Source organism: Gracilibacillus timonensis (genome assembly GCF_900086715.1).
Lineage (GTDB): Bacteria > Bacillota > Bacilli > Bacillales > Amphibacillaceae > Gracilibacillus > Gracilibacillus timonensis.
The window spans coordinates 52,726-71,409 of the sequence record NZ_FLKH01000009.1; the positions used below are offsets into that span (position 1 = coordinate 52,726).

Sequence of the window (18,684 nt, forward strand, 5' to 3'; positions counted from 1 at the left end):
CTAGTATATTTTTGTGACAAAACTATTTCTATAGTGAACGTATCATGTTATGATATCATTGTCAAGATGGAGGTGATTGTCGTGGATTTACATCAATGTATCAATTTTTTATTGAGCGTATCACAGCATAAAGTATTTACCTATTTTCGAACATGTTTAGAGGAATATAACCTCACTCCCGCTCAATATGGCGTCTTAAACTGTTTGTGGACGGAGGGGAAGATTTCTCCCAAACGAATAGGAGAGTTGCTTTATCTGGAGGCACCCACGGTATCAGGTATACTGGATAAAATGCAAAAACGAGAGTTGATTGAACGGAAGGTAGACTCTCATAACCGAAGGCATGTGGTCGTAAACAGTACAGAAAAGGCAGAGCAAATCCGACATGTCGTTGAGAAGATAACGCTTGAAATGGATAAAACCGTATTGCAGAACCTAAGTGATCAGGAAAAAAACGTCTTGAAAGCAGGGTTACTTCAAATCATTCAAACGGATTTATTCGATGGGGATCCTATGTAAGCTCATAGAGATAACGGATTTCAGCGGCATGATATATGTTAAATAAAAAGGAGTTACAACATGGATATCAACCATATTTTGTTTGTAAGTGAGATGAATCCTCAAATAAAAGACATCCTGAACAGCTACCACCTGACTCAGTCGTATCGTTTTGTGACGGAAGCAGAGCTTAGTGAAACGGATTTAGATTGGGCGGATGCCTTTGTCAGCTTCCAATTAAGTGAGGATTATGATTTTAGTAAGGTGAAGTGGGTACACTCCCTTGGGGCAGGTGTGGACCATTTTTTATATAAAAAGTCATGGGATGAACAAGTATTGTTAACGAGAATGACTGGCCCGTTTGGCCAGCGGATTACGGAGTATTGTCTTAGTTATATCTTAGCAGATCTGCAATGTCATACTCCTTTTAGTGAATTACAAGCACAAACTACATGGCAGCCAAAAGCACCAAGGCTCTTATCAGAAGCCAAGGTGCTGATCTATGGGACAGGAAAGATCGGCCAACATATTGCCAAAGTATTATCTTCTCTAGGAATGAAGGTATATGGTGTGTCCTTAAGTGGAAATAGCAAGCCGAATTTTGAGACCGTGACTTCCTTTTCTGATCATTTTTCAAAGATAACAGAAATGGATTATCTGATTAATACGTTGCCATTAACAGAAAAAACAGATCAAATCTTCAATCGCACCTTATTTCAGTATACTTCTCAACTGCTTTTTATTAATGTAGGCAGGGGAGAGTCTGTTTGTGAGAAGGATCTGCTGGAGGCGTTAACTTCCGAACATGTGCGAGGTGCCATACTGGATGTGTTTGCTCACGAACCATTGGGAGCAGATCACCCTTTTTGGCGACATCCAAAGATCAGAATGACCCCTCATATTGCAGCGATAACTACTCCGGAAGAAGCGGTGGCGTGCTTTGTTGAAACTTTGCAGCATATTGAAAACAAACACCCCCTTCCAAACAAAGTGGATATGGTAAAGGGTTATTAAGATCAAAGATCATGAATATTTGTCTGGTTGCATATCGATGATTCTCTCGCACTTATTTAATAAAAAGTATTGGGCTGTGATGGGAATTGCGGTCGCCACCAGGATTCTACCGTAGACCACGCCGATTGAAAATCTTGACCTTGCCCCATCAAATAGGCAATGGCAACAGCTTCTGTCATCGCATGGGGAACACCGAGCTGCTGAGCTTCATTTAGGCCATGCCGAACGACGGGCTCTACCGTTGCTAATACTTGTTGAGCCCCATTTCCTTGGTTCCTATTTGGCTGATTATCCATCGCAGCATGCATATTCCCTTGCTGCTGGTACTGATAATTAGGATGATACAAATGCGCCACCTCATTTATTGATATAATATTTTTAGGTAATTCACCTATTGCTTACTCTATGCGTCGTCCTTGTTGGTTGTGTTTCTTTTTTCAGAGAAGCTCTCTCTATTTTGTTAACTGTACACTCTATGCTGCTTCTTATGAGTAATCATGGATATCTTGGAAAGAATAACAGGGTATTAGTGAAAATATCAAGGAGGTAAAGCAATATGAGAGTAAAAAACAAAGTAACGTTGATAACAGGAGCTGGTTCAGGTATTGGTAAAGAAACAGCCTTGTTATTTGCGAAGGAAGGCGCTAAATTAGTTTTAACAGATGTGGCTGTAGATGCGGTGCAGGAAACGGAAAAAGAAGTAAAGGAATTAGGTGCAGAGGCAATCAGTATAAAACATGATGTGAGTAAGGAAGAAGACTGGCAGAAAGCCGTTGAGAAGGCGGTTGACCAATTCGGAACGATCGATGTTTTATTCAATAATGCCGGTATTTATATTATTAAACCAATTACAGAGCTGGAGTTAGATACATGGAATAAATTAATGGCTATTAATGTGACTGGCACTTTTTTAGGAATGAAGCATGTCCTGCCTGTCATGCAAAAGCAAAATAGTGGTTCGATTATTAATGCTTCTTCGGTAGCGGGCCTCCGAGGTGCACCAGGCCATGCCTTGTACGGCGCTAGCAAGGGAGCAGTGCGCATCATGACAAAGGATGTAGCCATGGAGGTAGCCAGGCAACAAATTCGTGTTAATTCGATTCATCCAGGGTATATTGATACACAAATGGCTGATTACGGCGCAGAACAACAAGGAACTACGACCGAAGAACTGGGTGAAGATTATCCCCTTGGTCGTTTAGGCAAGCGATCGGAGGTAGCGAAAACCGTCCTGTTCCTTGCTTCTGATGATTCGTCGTACACTACAGGAGCGGAATTTCCTGTCGATGGCGGTGCAACCAGCTCCCTTTAGTAACAACCAAATAAATTGGCAATTCTTGCTGACTTCCTTGTTTTGGAGTCAGCATTCTTGATGAGCGGATGTAAAAAACAATTAACTATTATTTATTGGTAGCATATGATATGGTAATAAAGCAGAAAAACCGAGAACAAGTTCGCATATAAGTAGATACAGTGCAAATCATGCCGTTCATTTCCTGGGAAATAACAAACATTTTGCCGGATAAAATCGTTTAGGACTCATATTTTCATTGGAATTTACTGTAGTACAGGCTTGTTTATCCTAGATGTACAATGATTAAAAGTTGTTTAATAGGGGTAAACTTTTGATGATAATAAAAGTACTGGTGACAACGGTTTATAGAACGACAGTGGGATTTCCACTTTGACTAAATAAGCGTAGAAATAAAGGGTGGGGCAATAATGAGAACAGATGCGATAACGATGGAGAGAGTGGGGCATAAAGAGCAAAAAGCAGATGCAAATGCAAACTGGAGGATAAAAGACGATCAGTTTGGTTATAAAGGCAAATTAGGGTTGGAAATACATGATGACAAGCATGTCACTTTGAGACTATGGTCTCCAAGTGCAGATCACGTAGCAGTCGTCTTGTATGATAAGGATAATCCCAAACAAATCGTGAGGGATGACATACCAATGACGCGTCTGAAACAAGGAGTTTGGCTAGTAGAATTAGATGCAGAGACATTAGGCATAAATGAGTTGATGGGTTACTTTTATCATGTTGCCATAGAACGTGAGGGAGAGAGGGTGCTCACGCTTGATCCATATGCTAAATCCATGGCTGCGTGGAATAGCAATGATCCAGATAATCATATTGGTAAGGCAGCGATTGTAGATCCCAGTGCATTAGGGCCTGAATTAATGTATGCATCTATTGAAGGATTTGAAAAACGAGAAGACGCAATTATATATGAAATCCATGTCCGTGATTTTACCTCTGATCCTTCGATTAGTGAAGAGCTGCAAGCACCATTTGGCACCTTTTGTTCTTTTATTGATAAATTGGATTATATAAAGGATTTAGGGGTCACTCATATCCAATTGTTACCGGTTATGAATTATTATTTTATCAATGAATTAGATAACAATAAGCGCATGTCCGATTGGCAAGCTGCTTATGCCAATTATAATTGGGGGTATGATCCACATAGTTATTTTTCATTATCAGGAATGTATTCCACAAACCCCGCAGATCCTGAAAAAAGAATAGCAGAATTTAAAGGTCTAATTCATGAAATCCATACAAGAGGGATGGGGGTTATGTTGGATGTCGTTTATAATCATACGGCGCAATTGCATATCCTGGAAGATTTAGAACCTCATTATTATCATTTTACGAACGCCGATGGAACAGCGCGTGAAAGCTTTGGCGGAGGACGATTAGGTACAACCCACCAAATGGCACGTCGCTTACTGCTCGATTCGATTGTTTATTGGGTAGAGGAATTTAAAATCGATGGTTTTCGTTTTGATATGATGGGAGATCATGACGCGAAAACGATTCAACTAGCCTACAATGAAGCAAAAAAACGGAATCCTCATATTGTGATGATCGGGGAAGGTTGGCTGACATATGCCGGAGACGAAGACGATGCGGATGTGCAGGCGGCCGACCAACATTGGATGCAGGATACGAACAGTGTCGGCTCATTTTCTGATGAATTCCGTAATGAGTTGAAGTCGGGTTATGGTAGTGAGGGAGAACCTCGATTTCTAACTGGTGGCGCTCGCCATATTGGAACGATCTTTCGCAATATGACAGCTAATCCTAACAACTTTCAAGTAACGAATCCAGGCGATGTTGTGTCTTATATCTCAGCACATGATAATTTAACCTTGCACGATGTGATTGCCCAATCGATAAAAAAGGATCCAAAAGATCATTCGGTAGAAATTCATCAGCGTATTCGACTAGGCAATCTGATGGTTCTGATGGCACAAGGGACGTCATTTCTTCATGCTGGTCAGGAGTATGGTCGCACGAAGCAATTCCTACATCCAGATTTTCAAGGAATGGCAGCAGAACCGCCTTATAAGTCCACCTTTTTAACGGATGAGCAAGGGAAGCCATTTATGTACCCTTATTTTATTCACGATTCTTATAATGCCAGTGATAGGGTCAATCAATTCGACTGGGAAAAGGCAACCAATACGAAAGTCTATCCTACGGAGACCGCTACAAGAGAGTTTACCAAAGGTTTGGTTACCTTACGGCGTTCTGCGGATGCCTTTCGTCATGCTACGATCGAGATGATCCATGAAAAGGTTTCGTTGCTGGGTATAGTTGAAATAGCAGAGGAAGACCTTGTACTTGCTTTTCGCACGGAAAATAGTGATGGAAAGACCGCCTATTATGTGTTCATCAATGCGGATAATACCTCAAGAAAGTTGAGCTTATCGGAAGATTTACAAGGTGGAAAAATAATTGTTGACCAGCAGCATGCGGGTATAGATGTTATCCATAAGCCTATTGGTGTTCAATTATGGAAAGATTCTATTGAAATAGAGGCGCTGACTGCAGTCGTGATTCGTGTCACTATCGATAACTGATAGTATAAAGTGAACAACCTCTATAAGTTGAACTTATAAATGTAACAAAAATGTGTTACAAGTATGTCTTTGCTCGCATGATTTCCTGATAATACCTCGTTTGATCCATTCGTGTGAATAGTCATTCACCTGCCTTTCAGCTCTGTTGAAAGGTAGCGGTATGGTGAGATAACCCAGAGAATACATTTATTTATTCCTTGGTTATCTCACCATACCGCGTAAATGGATACAGAGCATTTATCCGATCAATGCGAAATTATTTAATTCATCTTATATCTGTGGATGTTTTTTGTATAACCAAGTATTTTTATAGGAATTATATATTTAATGATTGACAGGAGTGTTTAATCGGTATATGATGTAAGATAACAAAGACGAAAGTAGAAATATTATCGGTTGGATTAATTCCAACTTTATCTATAGGTATAATTTGATAAAGCGCATAAACAAGGAGGTTTTATCATGCTTGTTGCAGATAAAATAATCAAAGGAGCGGAACCTTTTTACTATCAAGGTGGAGAAATTGGGATTTTATTATGTCATGGTTTTATTGGTACCCCTCAGAGTATGGAATACCTTGGTCAGTCATTGCATGAAGCTGGTTATACAGTCAGTGGTTTGAGATTGGATGGGCATGGAACAAGCCCAGAAGAATTGGCTTTTTCGTCGTATACAGATTGGATGAATAATATAGTGAAGGCTTACCACGGTTTAAAAGAGGTATGCGAGACTGTCTATGTGGTTGGGCAATCGATGGGAGGCACCTTGACGTTACACTTGGCAACATTCATTCCAAATATTGATGGTATTATGTTGATTAATCCTGCTATGGATATCCCAGCATTCCAACATTATCGATTGGAAGATAAATACAGATATATTGCAGAAGGTGAACCAGATATTAAGCGACCTAATGCCTACGAGATTACCTACACTGAAACGCCGATAAATGGCTATCAACAATTATTGGGCATCATGGATGAGGTTCGTCCAAAGTTGAATACTATTTCTTGTCCGTTATTATGTATGGTTTCCTATCAGGATCACGTAGTACCGGTTGAAAATACGGATTTTATTTTGGAACGAGTGAATTCAACGTATAAGCAGAAGCAGTTGCTACCCAATTCCTACCACGTAGCCAGCTTGGATTATGACCAGGATTTAATTACTGATTCCATTAAGGAGTTTGTACGATCGCTTCAGCAATAAAATGTAGAACAGCCTCTTTTCATTCTTGGGAAGAGGCTGTAACTATTTTATCAACAATATTTATCACCTATATTTGGCAATTGAAAATACTATTCCTATATCGCAGCAGCTTTTTTCATTTGTTCGATCAAGTGCTGGCGCAATTCTTCGTCAATCAAGGTATTCCAGCTTTGTAGAAAACGGATCATAAAAAAACCATCCGACGCAACAATGTTCAAAACTAATTCATGCTGTAATCCAGAACGACCTTGTATTTTTATTTCAATGATCGAGTAATCTTCTTCCTGTGCAATAATATCACTGTATTCTACTGGATTTCCCTCAATGAATTCTTTGGTATGCTCTGTAGATGTTACATCGTAGATTTGAAAATTCATCGAAAGAGAAGAGTGATCGAGAAACGAGATATCACGATGATACGGATGAAACATGTCTGTCAATTGCTTGATATCCTTATTGATATACGCTGTTTCCAGATTTTGCACTAGTTTTTGGATTGTTTGCTCGTTTATTTTCGGTTTTCTTCTAAAAAACATTTTCCTACCCCAGTGAAACCGTTTTGTGGCTTGAATCTGAAAATAGATAAAGTATGAGTGATATCATAGAAAAACACCTGTCATTCCTACAATGATAACATCATAGTAGGATGATCAAGTGCCTTTTCATTATATCCATTCATGTTTGGATATTCTAGAAATTTATCATATGGAAACTGGTGGTAAGAGCCCACTTCAAGAAGAGAAAAGTTTGAAAATAGGAAGCAGGAGATCCAACAGCCAGTTTATATGGTAGCTGTTTATTTAGTCTGCAAAAGATCCATCTTTTTGAGCTTTTTGTTCTCATCGATTTGATGATCACAAAAGTAGAACGGCAATGATTATTCGAGCAGCCCTTCTTGCTGTAAATAGTTTTCCGCTACTGCTTTCGGGCTTTCTCCATCGACGTCTACTCGATAATTCATCTCTCGCATTTCCTCATCGGTTATCTTGCCGGCCAATTGGTTGAGAATCTCTTCCAATTCAGGGTAGTCTTCTAACGTATCGGTCCGGAGTAGCGGAGCCCCCTGATATGGTGGGAATAAGGATTGATCATCCACTAGCACCTGTAAGTTATATCTTTTGATTTCACTATCAGTTGAATAGGCATCTAACAGATTAATGTCCCCCTGTTCCACGGCCGTATAACGCAACTTTGGTTCCATCGTATCAAGGTTTGGAAAGGTAAGGTTATATATATCCTGAATGCCAATGTAACCATCCTCGCGATCAGAAAATTCCAAGGTGAATCCAGCATTTATTTGCTCCTCTAAACCATGTAAATCTGAAATGGATTCAAGATTATGTTCTTCCGCAAATGCTTCCGATACCGCTAAGGAATAGGTATTGTTATAAGCCATTGGTTCTAATAGTGTTAAATCAGCTTCTGCTAAAATGCCATCTCTTGCCTGCTGGTAGACTTCTTCCTCTTCCTTGCTATTAGCTGTTTCATTGAGGAATTCAGAAATAATTGTCCCGGTAAATTCAGGATAAATATCAATATCTCCATTTTGCAAGGCGTTGTATAAAAAGGTTGTTTTTCCAAGACTAGGTTCCAATTCAACCTGGATATCCGTCTCTTCTTCGATGAGTAATTGATACATATTTATCAGAATTTCTGGTTCTGCACCTAACTTACCGCCGATGGTTAAGGTGTCTTGATTATTTTTGATCAAACTAGGAACAATAGAGAAACTAAAGGTGACCACCACAATGATAGCAACAGTAATTAGCGTTTTTTTATAGGATAACTTCTCCATCTTTCTTAGCAAAAAATCAAAAATAACGGCCAACAGAGCAGCGGGAATAGCTCCTAATACAATGAGTGCAGAATTATTTCGATCAATGCCTAATAAGATTAAATCCCCTAATCCCCCTGCACCAATTAAGGCAGCCAAGGTTGCTGTTCCAATAATAAGCACCATTGCTGTTCGAATACCTGCCATAATTACAGGCATGGCAAGTGGCAGTTCCACCTTTTGCAACCTTTTGTATTGATTCATTCCCATTGCCATTGCGGCCTCGACCAATGATGGATCAATTTCTTTAATGCCTGTATACGTATTTCGCAGGATAGGCAGTAAGGCATAGATCACTAATGCAATAACGGCAGGCTGATAACCGATTCCGAATAAAGGAATAAATAGACCTAATAAAGCCAGTGATGGGATTGTTTGTAATACAGCCGCTATCCCGATAATACCTTCTGCTATCTTTTCTTTCCTCGTTAAATAAATGCCAAGCGGGATTGCGATAACGACAGCAAAGAATAGCGCGACGAAGGATAATTGAATATGTTCAATAAGTGCCTGCCATAGATTGCTCTGTCTGCTTTGAAATTCTTGAAGGAGATTATGCATCGGACGCCTCACCTTCCTCTAAATGCTTAGAAAAATGGGCAATCATCATTTGCCGATTAACTTGACCTATGATCTTTCCCTCTTTTTCAACTAATATCTGCTCATGCTTGGATAATGCCGCTAATGTTTCTGGTAATGTGGCAGTGCTGTTGAGCTGAAAGTCGTCAGCGGTTTTATCTTGGCTATAGGTCTTTTCAACAAATGTTTCTAGCTGAAAAGGGACAGTGGCTTTCCCAGCTGATCCGACAAAATCTTTAACAAAGTCATTGGCCGGCTGGTGGATAATCTGATCAGGCTTACCGACCTGTACAATCTTGCCATTGTTCATTAAACAAATTCGATCCGCCAATTTTAGCGCTTCTTGCATATCATGGGTGACGAATACAATCGTTTTTTGAATGGTTTGTTGGAGATGGATGATATCATCTTGTAATTTTTCTCGGCTGATGGGATCTAATGCACTGAAGGGTTCATCCATCAGGATAATATCTGGATCGGCAGCTAATGCCCTGACCACTCCAACCCTTTGTTGTTCACCACCGGATAACTCGTTTGGTTTGCGGTTGCGATAAGTATCAGGTTCAAGCCCCACCATCTCTAGTAATTCATCGACTCGATCCTTGATTTCATGACTATCCCAACGTTTTAATTCTGGTACAATGGAGATATTTTCTGCAATCGTCATATGAGGAAACAAGGCGATTTGCTGCAGGACGTAGCCGATGTTCCAACGCAGCTCCTCCAATTGATATTCACTGATTTTTTGCTCATTGATAAAAAGGGTACCATCAGAAATCGGGATTAAGCGATTAATCATTTTTAAGGTGGTTGTTTTACCACAGCCACTCGGACCAATCAGTACGAAGAATTCGCCTTGGTTGATGGTGAGATCAATAGAATCAACGGCAACTGTGCCATCGGGAAATTGCTTACTAACATCTTTAAAGGTAATCATCGAGCCGAAAACCCCTCCTTTACAGTTTATCTACAATATATATTGATTCCCTTCTGGCTTGATTTCAAACGTGGTAAACGATGAGGCGGTGGAGTCGGCTTCAGCACGTTCTGCGATGCACAGGACGTGCAAGTGCAGGCGTTGTGACAATGGGTTTCGGTGGGGCGAGTAATCGCAGTTCCAGGAAGGCACGGATTTAGCCTGTGAACCGTGTTTGCGAGTCTCCGCATTTCTCTCCGCTAGCGGTTTAACAGTGATTATCACTGCAAGGATGAAGCGTTCTAAGTACCTAGATAGTATGGCAACAAAAAGAAACAAACCGTCCACTGATTTTTCGGCCTCATAAAGGCTCCATGCTACAAGGTAGTTCTTTCATTTATAAAAATCATAATGTATGATCGAATCGTTCTCAACAAAATATTCTGGCATGGTTATGGTGCCTAGATCCCTTCATCCTCGCAGTCCATTCGATTGTCGTACTATACTACCTAGCGGAACTTATTTCCGCAACGCCTATTAGCACTGACAAACAATCCACTTTACTACATGGAATAAATAGAAGGGCTAACATAATCCGTCTTATCGGTACTCTGATTAATTCAAGGTACGATGATCTAACGTAACCTATTCCCAGAGCGTTTTGCCTAACATAAAAAACGATATGCTCCTTTATATAAAGAGCACATCGCTTGCCTAATCCAGTATGACTAGAGATTGGATGTTTCATGGTTAACCGCTTCTAATAGTAAATCGACAATATGAACCGCCCGTACTTGGTCGGCCAATCCTTCGCGTTCAATGCCTAGCTTCATCTGCAATAAACAGCCAGGGTTTGCCGTGACAATGGTGGAAGCATTGCTGGCCTTGGTATAGGCCATTTTCGTATCTAAAATCTGCATGGACATCTCTGTTTCCACGATATTATATATGCCAGCCGATCCACAGCAGCTATCAGCCTTTTCCATCTCTTGAAAATGAATACCATCAATGGCACCTAACAAAGTACGAGGAGCTTGTTCCGTTTTCATCACATTGCGTAAATGACAGGAATCTTGATAAGTGATCGTTTGTGCTGGCAAAGAGAGCGGCTGCATAAGGTGAAAATGTAAATCAACTAATATACTAGTGATATCCTTAACTTTACTAGTAAAGCGCTGTGCTCGTTCTGCCCATTCAGGATCATCTTTTAGTAAGTGGTCATAGTCAATCAGGAAGGCCCCGCAGCCACCCGCGTTAGAAATAATATAGTCCGCTTCTGTTTGCTCAAATGCTTCGATATTTCGTCTGGCCAATGCTTTAGCAGCTTCTTTTTCTCCACTATGTCCATGTAACGCCCCACAACAGCCTTGCTCCTGTGGAATAACGATCTCACAGCCAGCCCGTTTTAACAATTGCAGAGTGGCATCGTTTGTCTCCATAAACATCGTATCCATCAAACAACCAGAAAAAAAGGCCACACGTGTGACAGAAGGAATGGTCGCTTCGATAAACGTTGGGCGTTGTTTCATTTCTTTTTTTGTAGGAGCTTTTGGTAAAATTTGTTCGATAGCAGCTAGACTATTTGGTAAAAGCTGATTCATTCTGGTACGTTGAAACAGGGACTGCAATCCGGAACGTTGATAGAAACTTAGAAACCCCGTTAATGATTGCATGCGGTTTTGGTGTGGAAAAAGCCCTTGAAAGGCCGTTTTCCGTAACGTTCTTATTGGCAGACTATGCTGTTTATTTTGCTGAATAATATCCCGTGATTCTTCTAATAGGTGTCCGTAATTGACGCCAGCAGGACAAACGGGTTCACAAGCTCGACAGCCTAAACACATATCTAAGGAACGTTCTACATCTTCATCGGGTTCTATTTCCCCATCGGCAACCGCCTTCATCAAGGCCAAACGACCGCGTGGGGAATGTTCCTCCTGATAGCCTGACTCGATGTAAGTAGGGCAGGCTGGTAAACAAAAGCCGCAGCGCATACAATTCATTAATTCATCTTGATCCATGCGCTCCTGAAATTGCTGTTGGATAGCTGTCCGTTCCTTTGCCGTTGTCATTTGTTCATCACCACTCTTTTTCTCATATCATTGGCAAATATCTTCCCGGGATTCATAATCTGATTGGGATCAAGCGCTTGTTTTACTGCACGCATAGCCTCAATGCCAGTCTTTCCAAGTTTTAAATGAAGGTAAGGAGCTTTCATCATACCGACTCCATGTTCACCAGTTATGGTTCCGCCAAGTTCCACGGCTTTCATAAAAATCTCCTCAAAGGCCTGTTCCACTCGTTCCATTTCTTCTTGGTTGCGGCTATCCGTTAGACAAGTAGGATGCAGGTTTCCGTCGCCAGCGTGGCCAAAGGTACATATCGTTACTTCATATTTCTCTGCAATATGATTAATCGCCTTTACCATTGGTGCGATGGCAGACCGGGGGACGGTCGCATCTTCTAAAATAGTCGTGGGGTGCAGACGTGCTAAAGCGGAAAGAGCCGATCTTCTCGCTGTTCGAAGTTTGTCTGCTTCTTCTGCTGATTCAGCGATGCGCACCGAAACGGCTTGTTTTTGTTCACAAATGGCAGCCATTTTTTTGATATCTTGTTCTACAATCTCGTTTGGTCCATCTTGCTCTATTAGTAAAACAGCTTCTACATCGGTTGGTAAACCAATTTGTGCATAGTCCTCTACGACTTGTAACGTAGGCTGGTCTAGGAATTCCATCGTGACAGGGATCATTTGTTGTCGGATAATCTCAGATACACTTGCAGCAGCTGCTTCCATATCCTGATAAAGGGCCAACATCGTTTTCTTGCTAGCTGGCATAGGCACAAGCTTTAGGATTGCTTCCGTAATAATGCCTAATGTACCTTCTGAACCAACGAGTAAATGGGTAAAATCATAGCCAGCCACGTCTTTTGCTAATTTGCCACCCGTTCGCATGATGTCACCGTTTGGAAGTACCACTTCTAATCCCAGTACATAATCTTTGGTGACTCCATATTTGAGTCCGCGCAGTCCACCGGAATTTTCATTGATATTGCCACCAATGGTCGAAATCTTCATGGAACTAGGATCAGGGGGATAGAATAATCCTTTTGCTTCAGCCGCTTGAATGATTTCCTGCGTAATAACACCAGGCTGGACGGTGATGGTTAGATTGTCTTCGTCGATCTCCAACATGCGATTCAAGTGTTTAAATAGTAAGACAATGCCGCCTTCTGTTGGACAAGTACCGGCGCATAGATTGGTACCAGAGCCTCTTGGCACGATGGGAATAACGTGTTCGTTACATAACTGCACAATCGCAGTGATTTCCTGCTTGTTACGAGGTGCCACTATCGCAGCAGGCATCGATTGATACTGCGGTGTGGCGTCATACGAGTAGGCCAGCTTACTCGCGGCAGAATCTTGATAGTTTTCGCTGCCTACGATGTGGATCAATTTGTCTTTGATCTCAGAGGTTATCAATTTCATCCACTCCTATTTGAAGGCTTTCTTTTTTATTATAAAGAAAATTCTCACAGAATCTATGGTGAAATAACCAAAAATTAAGCGTTTTTATGAGTGAATTTTAGATAATCCTCCAAAAAATATAAAGCGATTGAAAGTGTGATTAGGTCATGAAAGTCACGTGGATTCAACCCAGTTAGCTGTTCCATTTTTTTAAAGCGATAGTGCAGGGTATTGATGTGTATATGTAAAGATGCAGCTGTTTGTTTCAATGATTGTCCGTGATCAATAAAGGTTTGTAAACAATCGAGTAATGTCTGATCCGCAATAATTGGCTCAAGTGTGCGTCTAACTAATTCTATGCGACTTGCTTGTGTAACATCTTGTAAACACATCTCCAACTGCATGGTTTCCTCGAAAATAATCGGTTGAGCTGGATTGGTAATGCCGAGGGCACGCTCTGCCTGATGAAAGGACTGATATAGTTGATGAGCAGCAAGTGACTGGCCGACCCCAAATACAATTTCTTGCTTGTAATTTTTATAAAAATAAGCCTGAATATCTGTCAGTTTTTGTTTGATCTGTGCTGTGTTTTTATTGCCAGCTGATAAAATCAGGAATCGTTCATTACCCCAGCGCACGATGACATCTTGTGTGTCTTGGAAAAATTGGCTAATTAATTCAGACCAGCTTTTATAGGGAAGCCATTCGTTCTCTTTTCGTTGGTAACGCCCCATAATAACCTGTCTATCACAGCTGAGGTTCACTAATAAGATGTCCGCCTGTTGGATAAAAGAAGGAGACCATGTTGTTTGATTGATCCAATCAAATACAAATATTTCAAGTGATCGTGCTTGCCATTCTGCCTGTTCTACATAATAGTTTTCTTTTACGATTAATTCGGTCATTTGGCGTAACAGTTCGCCATAGGCAGAGACCTTAGCAGGATCTCCAGTGATACCAATTACGCCGACAATTTGGTCGTTAAAAAAGATAGGAAGGTTAATCCCTGCCTTTACACCTTGCAGTTTTTTTTCATCTGCTTTTGTGATAGTGAGTGTCGATTTGTGTTGACAGGTTATGCTTGCTCCTTCATGAAAATTGCCAATTCGCTCAGCTTCTGTGCTTGCCATAATCACACCGTCAGTATCCACAATAATCAAGTCTTCGTCTAATAAATCACGCACTTTGTTCAAAATATTATTGGCTAAGGTAGAACGAATCATGGTCTATCACCTCCGTTATAATTGGGAAGAATCCGTTTTCTTTCTATTGTATCGGAAAAGTGAATTTGCTCGCAAGCTAGTATATCAATCAGATCGAAATTATGGTATGGTAAAAGAAAAAAAGAAGGGGAGAATTACCTAATGAATGAGGTAACGAAGCTAATCCAAAGATTCGAGGCCTGTAATGATTGGGTAAGTGAGTTGGAACAATGGAGTGATGAGGCCTTCTTTCAGCCGATTCAGCAGGGAAAGTGGTCAACGGCGGAAATTATCAGCCATTTTACTTATTGGGACCGCTATTTGTTGGAAGAATTAATACCGCAAATGAAACAAGATGCCAAACTGACAAATCCAGCATTTGAAGTGATTAATCAGCCTGCCGCCGCTTATGCCCTATCTGGTGTATCGAAAACACAACTGATTCATGAGCAGCTGGAGACAAGGCGATTATTGATTGCGTATCTACATGAAAAACCGGAAGAAGATTTCTTGGCTACGTTTCATTTGAATGGGGAGGAAATCGACGTATATTCCGGCTATCCTCACTCACTATTTAACTATATCAGCTCATTCGTCTGGCATGATAATCATCATAAGCAGCAAATTGATGCTTTTTTAGCAAGCTGATCGCCTTAAGTCAATCGACGAATAAGGTTCTCATTCCAGATATAAGAAAATGTCCAAGTAGTTTAGGCGGGAATAATGGACGTAATACATCTTGATAAGCTTGCTAACCACCTGAGATCCTCCGCTGATGGCAGACCATCCATTGTTTCAAAGAATAAACAATTATCTCAACTTCAAAGTTGTTTTTTGAGAAAAATATTGGGGGGAGAGACATGGATTATATCGTTCAATTCCAGATTAATATTTATGCCATTATGGTGTTGATTGTTCTCTACCTGATTATAAAGTTAAAGTCTAGGGTGGAGACGTTTGGTAAGAGGCTGTTGAAACTCGTACTAATTGGCACGGCTGTCGCTATTATTGTGGAGCCGTTAACCTGGATATTTGATCGAAAAACCTTTTATGGTGCTTTTCTTTTGGAGTACGGTACTAATTTTCTATTGTTTATGCTAGGGCCAGTGCTGGCTGGATTAATGCTAGCTTATGTAGACTATCATTTATTCACCGCACCAAAACGTATTTATCGGCGTTTTTTTTATCAGCATATTAGTTTGTTAACATTTATTATTTTACTTATTAATCTCTTTTACCCTATTTATTTCTCTGTTGAACCTGTTCACAATATCTTTCACAGCGAAATGTGGAAGCCATTACATTATCTTCTGTTAGCAAGTGTATACCTCTATATGGCGTTGTTTGTATGGCGGCATCGACGAAGAACGAGACCTTATGTGATCAATATCTTCTTCATTTTTTTCATCCTTCCGATTTTAGGGATGGTAGTCCAATTGTTTGATTCGAAGTTGTATTTTTCATGGACTTCGATTGTGCTAGGTATATTGGCAGCTTACATTTTCTTAGAAACCATATCTGCAGAAGAAGATAATCTGACTAAGGTATACAATCGCCATAGTTATGAATTATATGTCCGTTATTTAATGGAAGACCGGAAACCCTTTGGTGTTATCTTATTTGATTTGGATCGATTTAAGGGAATCAATGACCGATTCGGGCATGATACCGGAGATCAGGTGTTGGTCGCTTTTGCCCAAGTCTTGCAAAAGGTGTTTGCTGCAAACGCGCTAGTGTCACGAATGGGCGGAGATGAATTTGTCGTAGTATTGCGAACAGAAGAGGAGAACATTGACAACTATATTGAAGAGGTACAAGCCTTATTAAGGAAAAGTGAGATGAACCATGTTAATGGATTAACATTTAGTTATGGGTATCAACGTTATTCCGAGGCAATAACTGCGGATGAAATGTATACATTGGTAGATAAGAAGATGTATGCATTTAAAAATAGATCAGATATTATTTGAATAATGGTCCAGTAAGAGAAATTCTATTTTACAGGATTCCTCTTACTGGACTATTATCATGAACGATATAAGTTGAACTTATAAATAGATCGTAATTGTATGAAATGACTTTAACCGGCTTATTTATCCGAACTTTTGGTTATCACTTTTATTAATTCATCAAAGTTGTAATAAATTATATAAAAACAAAAACCTCGAAATAAAAGGTGTTACAAGGTATAAAAAAAGCTATATATTATTAAAAAAATGCTTGTTTAATGATTAAAAAATAGAAATAATACAATGAAGTTTGACTAAACATTTCTGAAAGCGTATACTTTTTTCTATTAATACATATAATTCGTAAGTAAATATAATTATTGTATTAATAAAGCATTAACAAAGGAGTGATTATTATAAAAACATAAGTAGTTGATAATATTTATGGTATGTAGGCAAATAAGATTCAGGCAATGGACGAGCATTATAGGTTCACAAAAGTATATCATTTGGAGGAATAATAATGTCAAAAAAACCAAATATTTTGTTGATATTAGCTGATGATTTAGGATTCTCAGACTTAGGGTGCTATGGAGGTGAAATAGAAACACCAAACTTAGATCAAATTGCAGGAGATGGTGTTCGATTTACTCAATTCTATAATTCGGCACGTTGTTGTCCTAGTCGTGCTTCTTTGTTGACAGGGTTGTACCCGCATCAAGCAGGTGTTGGGAAAATGGATCATGATTTAGAAACACCAGGATACCGTGGTTATTTGAAAGATCAATGTGTAACACTTGCTGAAGTGTTAGGTAGTGGAGGCTATCACACTTATCTATCAGGAAAATGGCATGTTGGTAGGCAAGGTCCTATTAAGCGAGGTTTCGATGATTATTATGGGTTGCTTGGCGGATTTAATAGCTTTTTTGAGCAACGTCATTATGTTCGTTTGCCGGAGGGACGGACAGAGCGATCATATAGTGAGGCGGAATTCTACGCAACAGATGCTATTACAGATCATGCCTTGGATTTTCTTGAAGATTCTCGGAAAGATGATGATCCTTTTTTTCTTTATTTATCCTACAATGCTCCCCATTTTCCATTACAGGCACCTCAAGAAGAGATAAACAAATATGAAAAAGTATATAACAAAGGTTGGGATCGTCTTAGAGAAGAACGTCTAGAAAAAATGAAAGAGCTAGGTATTGTTTCTAAGGACAGTCAATTACCGGAACGAGCAGAATATTGGTCTCGAGATCGTGATATCTCAGGAAGGAACCCTGCATGGGATTCAATCGATTCTGATCGTCAAAAGGATCTAGCAAAGCGTATGGCAATCTATGCAGCAATGGTAGATCGAATGGATCAAAATATTGGTAGAGTGATAGACAATCTTCGAGAAAAGGACGAACTGGATAATACATTAATCTTATTTTGTTCTGATAATGGTGCATGTGGTGAATGGGATCCGTGGGGATTTGATAATTGGAAAACGACCTCTAATCGATTACATCGACAAGAAGACCTCGATACGATGGGAGGACCGGCCTCCTATCATAGTTACGGTTCAGGTTGGGCGAATGCCAGTAGTACGCCGCTCCAATTATATAAGCACTACAGTCACGAAGGTGGGATCAGTACACCATTAATAGCGCACTGGCCTCAAGGAATAGAGCGACATGGGGAAATAGATCATCATCCAGGACACTTTATTGATTTTATGGCTACGTTTGTGGATATATCGGGGACAACATATCCTGAACAATACAATGATCACCCTATTTTGCCAATGGAAGGGGAGAGTCTAGTACCTGCATTCCTCGGTAAGGATCAAAAAGAGCGTATCTTTTGCTTTGAACATGAGCAGCATTGTGGTGTGCGAAAAGGGAAATGGAAGCTGTCAAAGGTTAAAGAAAAAGATTGGGAACTATACGACATAGATAACGACCGTACAGAAATTCATAATCTAAAAGAGCAATATCCAGAATTAACAGAGGAAATGATTGAGATCTGGAACAAATGGGCAGAAAGAACGGATGTTTTTCCGCGAAATAAATAGAAACAGGTATATGTTCCATCATCACTGGAACCAAAAATTCAGGATTTTCTATTTTTAGTTTTGGACAACTTAATAAAAAAGGAGAATG

Annotated in this window: 15 protein-coding genes; 8 read left to right on the top strand and 7 right to left on the bottom strand. The window is 40.0% G+C overall.

What is annotated here, in order from left to right; all coding sequences use genetic code 11:
• The first annotated feature begins 81 nt into the window (after nt 1–81).
• Nucleotides 82–519 carry a MarR family winged helix-turn-helix transcriptional regulator gene (locus BN6556_RS02495; RefSeq protein ID WP_066186765.1) on the top strand — a complete coding sequence of 146 codons (438 nt, stop codon included), beginning with the start codon at nt 82–84 and terminating at the stop codon, nt 517–519.
• 60 nt (nt 520–579) lie between these two features.
• Nucleotides 580–1,512, top strand: coding sequence for a D-2-hydroxyacid dehydrogenase (locus tag BN6556_RS02500; protein WP_066186767.1), 933 nt, complete (start codon nt 580–582; stop codon nt 1,510–1,512).
• Nucleotides 1,513–1,568: 56 nt separating this feature from the next.
• On the opposite strand, the gene BN6556_RS02505 is transcribed toward BN6556_RS02500, so the two are convergent.
• Nucleotides 1,569–1,859, bottom strand: a complete 291-nt coding sequence (locus BN6556_RS02505) for a hypothetical protein (protein ID WP_235817439.1) — start codon at nt 1,857–1,859, stop codon at nt 1,569–1,571.
• A 209-nt stretch (nt 1,860–2,068) separates the two neighbouring features.
• Here BN6556_RS02505 and BN6556_RS02510 point away from each other — a divergent pair, with 209 nt between their 5' ends.
• The 3 genes from BN6556_RS02510 (at nt 2,069) to BN6556_RS02520 (ending at nt 6,594) form a co-directional block, all read left to right on the top strand.
• Nucleotides 2,069–2,824, top strand: coding sequence for an SDR family NAD(P)-dependent oxidoreductase (locus BN6556_RS02510; RefSeq protein WP_066186770.1), 756 nt, complete (start codon nt 2,069–2,071; stop codon nt 2,822–2,824).
• A gap of 410 nt (nt 2,825–3,234) precedes the next feature.
• Complete coding sequence (locus BN6556_RS02515) at nt 3,235–5,385, top strand: pullulanase (RefSeq protein WP_078059893.1); 2,151 nt, start codon at nt 3,235–3,237, stop codon at nt 5,383–5,385.
• A 462-nt stretch (nt 5,386–5,847) separates the two neighbouring features.
• Nucleotides 5,848–6,594, top strand: a complete 747-nt coding sequence (locus BN6556_RS02520; protein ID WP_066186772.1) for an alpha/beta hydrolase — start codon at nt 5,848–5,850, stop codon at nt 6,592–6,594.
• A 95-nt stretch (nt 6,595–6,689) separates the two neighbouring features.
• On the opposite strand, the gene BN6556_RS02525 is transcribed toward BN6556_RS02520, so the two are convergent.
• From BN6556_RS02525 to BN6556_RS02550, 6 genes are all read right to left on the bottom strand, one after another.
• Nucleotides 6,690–7,130, bottom strand: a complete 441-nt coding sequence (locus BN6556_RS02525; protein WP_066186774.1) for a hypothetical protein — start codon at nt 7,128–7,130, stop codon at nt 6,690–6,692.
• Nucleotides 7,131–7,471: 341 nt separating this feature from the next.
• Nucleotides 7,472–8,989, bottom strand: a complete 1,518-nt coding sequence (locus tag BN6556_RS02530; protein ID WP_066186776.1) for an ABC transporter permease/substrate-binding protein — start codon at nt 8,987–8,989, stop codon at nt 7,472–7,474.
• Complete coding sequence (locus BN6556_RS02535) at nt 8,982–9,944, bottom strand: ABC transporter ATP-binding protein (RefSeq protein WP_066186779.1); 963 nt, start codon at nt 9,942–9,944, stop codon at nt 8,982–8,984. The genes BN6556_RS02530 and BN6556_RS02535 overlap by 8 nt, the downstream gene beginning before the upstream one ends.
• Nucleotides 9,945–10,651: 707 nt before the next feature.
• Nucleotides 10,652–11,992, bottom strand: coding sequence for a (Fe-S)-binding protein (locus BN6556_RS02540; protein ID WP_066186784.1), 1,341 nt, complete (start codon nt 11,990–11,992; stop codon nt 10,652–10,654).
• Nucleotides 11,989–13,401 (bottom strand): glycolate oxidase subunit GlcD, encoded by a 1,413-nt coding sequence (gene glcD / locus BN6556_RS02545; RefSeq protein WP_066186786.1) that lies wholly within the window; start codon nt 13,399–13,401, stop codon nt 11,989–11,991. Before glcD ends, BN6556_RS02540 begins: the two co-directional genes overlap by 4 nt.
• Before the next feature lie 80 nt (nt 13,402–13,481).
• The gene (locus BN6556_RS02550; RefSeq protein ID WP_066186788.1) at nt 13,482–14,609 is read right to left on the bottom strand and encodes a CdaR family transcriptional regulator; all 1,128 of its coding nucleotides are present in this window, start codon (nt 14,607–14,609) and stop codon (nt 13,482–13,484) included.
• Nucleotides 14,610–14,750: 141 nt separating this feature from the next.
• On the opposite strand from BN6556_RS02550, the gene BN6556_RS02555 reads away from it, so the two are divergent.
• From BN6556_RS02555 to BN6556_RS02565, 3 genes are all read left to right on the top strand, one after another.
• A complete protein-coding gene (locus tag BN6556_RS02555; protein WP_066186792.1) occupies nt 14,751–15,236 on the top strand; it encodes a DinB family protein in 486 nt (161 codons plus the stop codon).
• Nucleotides 15,237–15,448: 212 nt separating this feature from the next.
• On the top strand, nt 15,449–16,558 hold the full coding sequence (locus BN6556_RS02560; RefSeq protein ID WP_066186794.1) for a GGDEF domain-containing protein: 1,110 nt from the start codon (nt 15,449–15,451) through the stop codon (nt 16,556–16,558).
• A gap of 502 nt (nt 16,559–17,060) precedes the next feature.
• On the top strand, nt 17,061–18,596 hold the full coding sequence (locus tag BN6556_RS02565; RefSeq protein WP_066186796.1) for an arylsulfatase: 1,536 nt from the start codon (nt 17,061–17,063) through the stop codon (nt 18,594–18,596).
• The last annotated feature ends 88 nt before the right edge of the window (nt 18,597–18,684 follow it).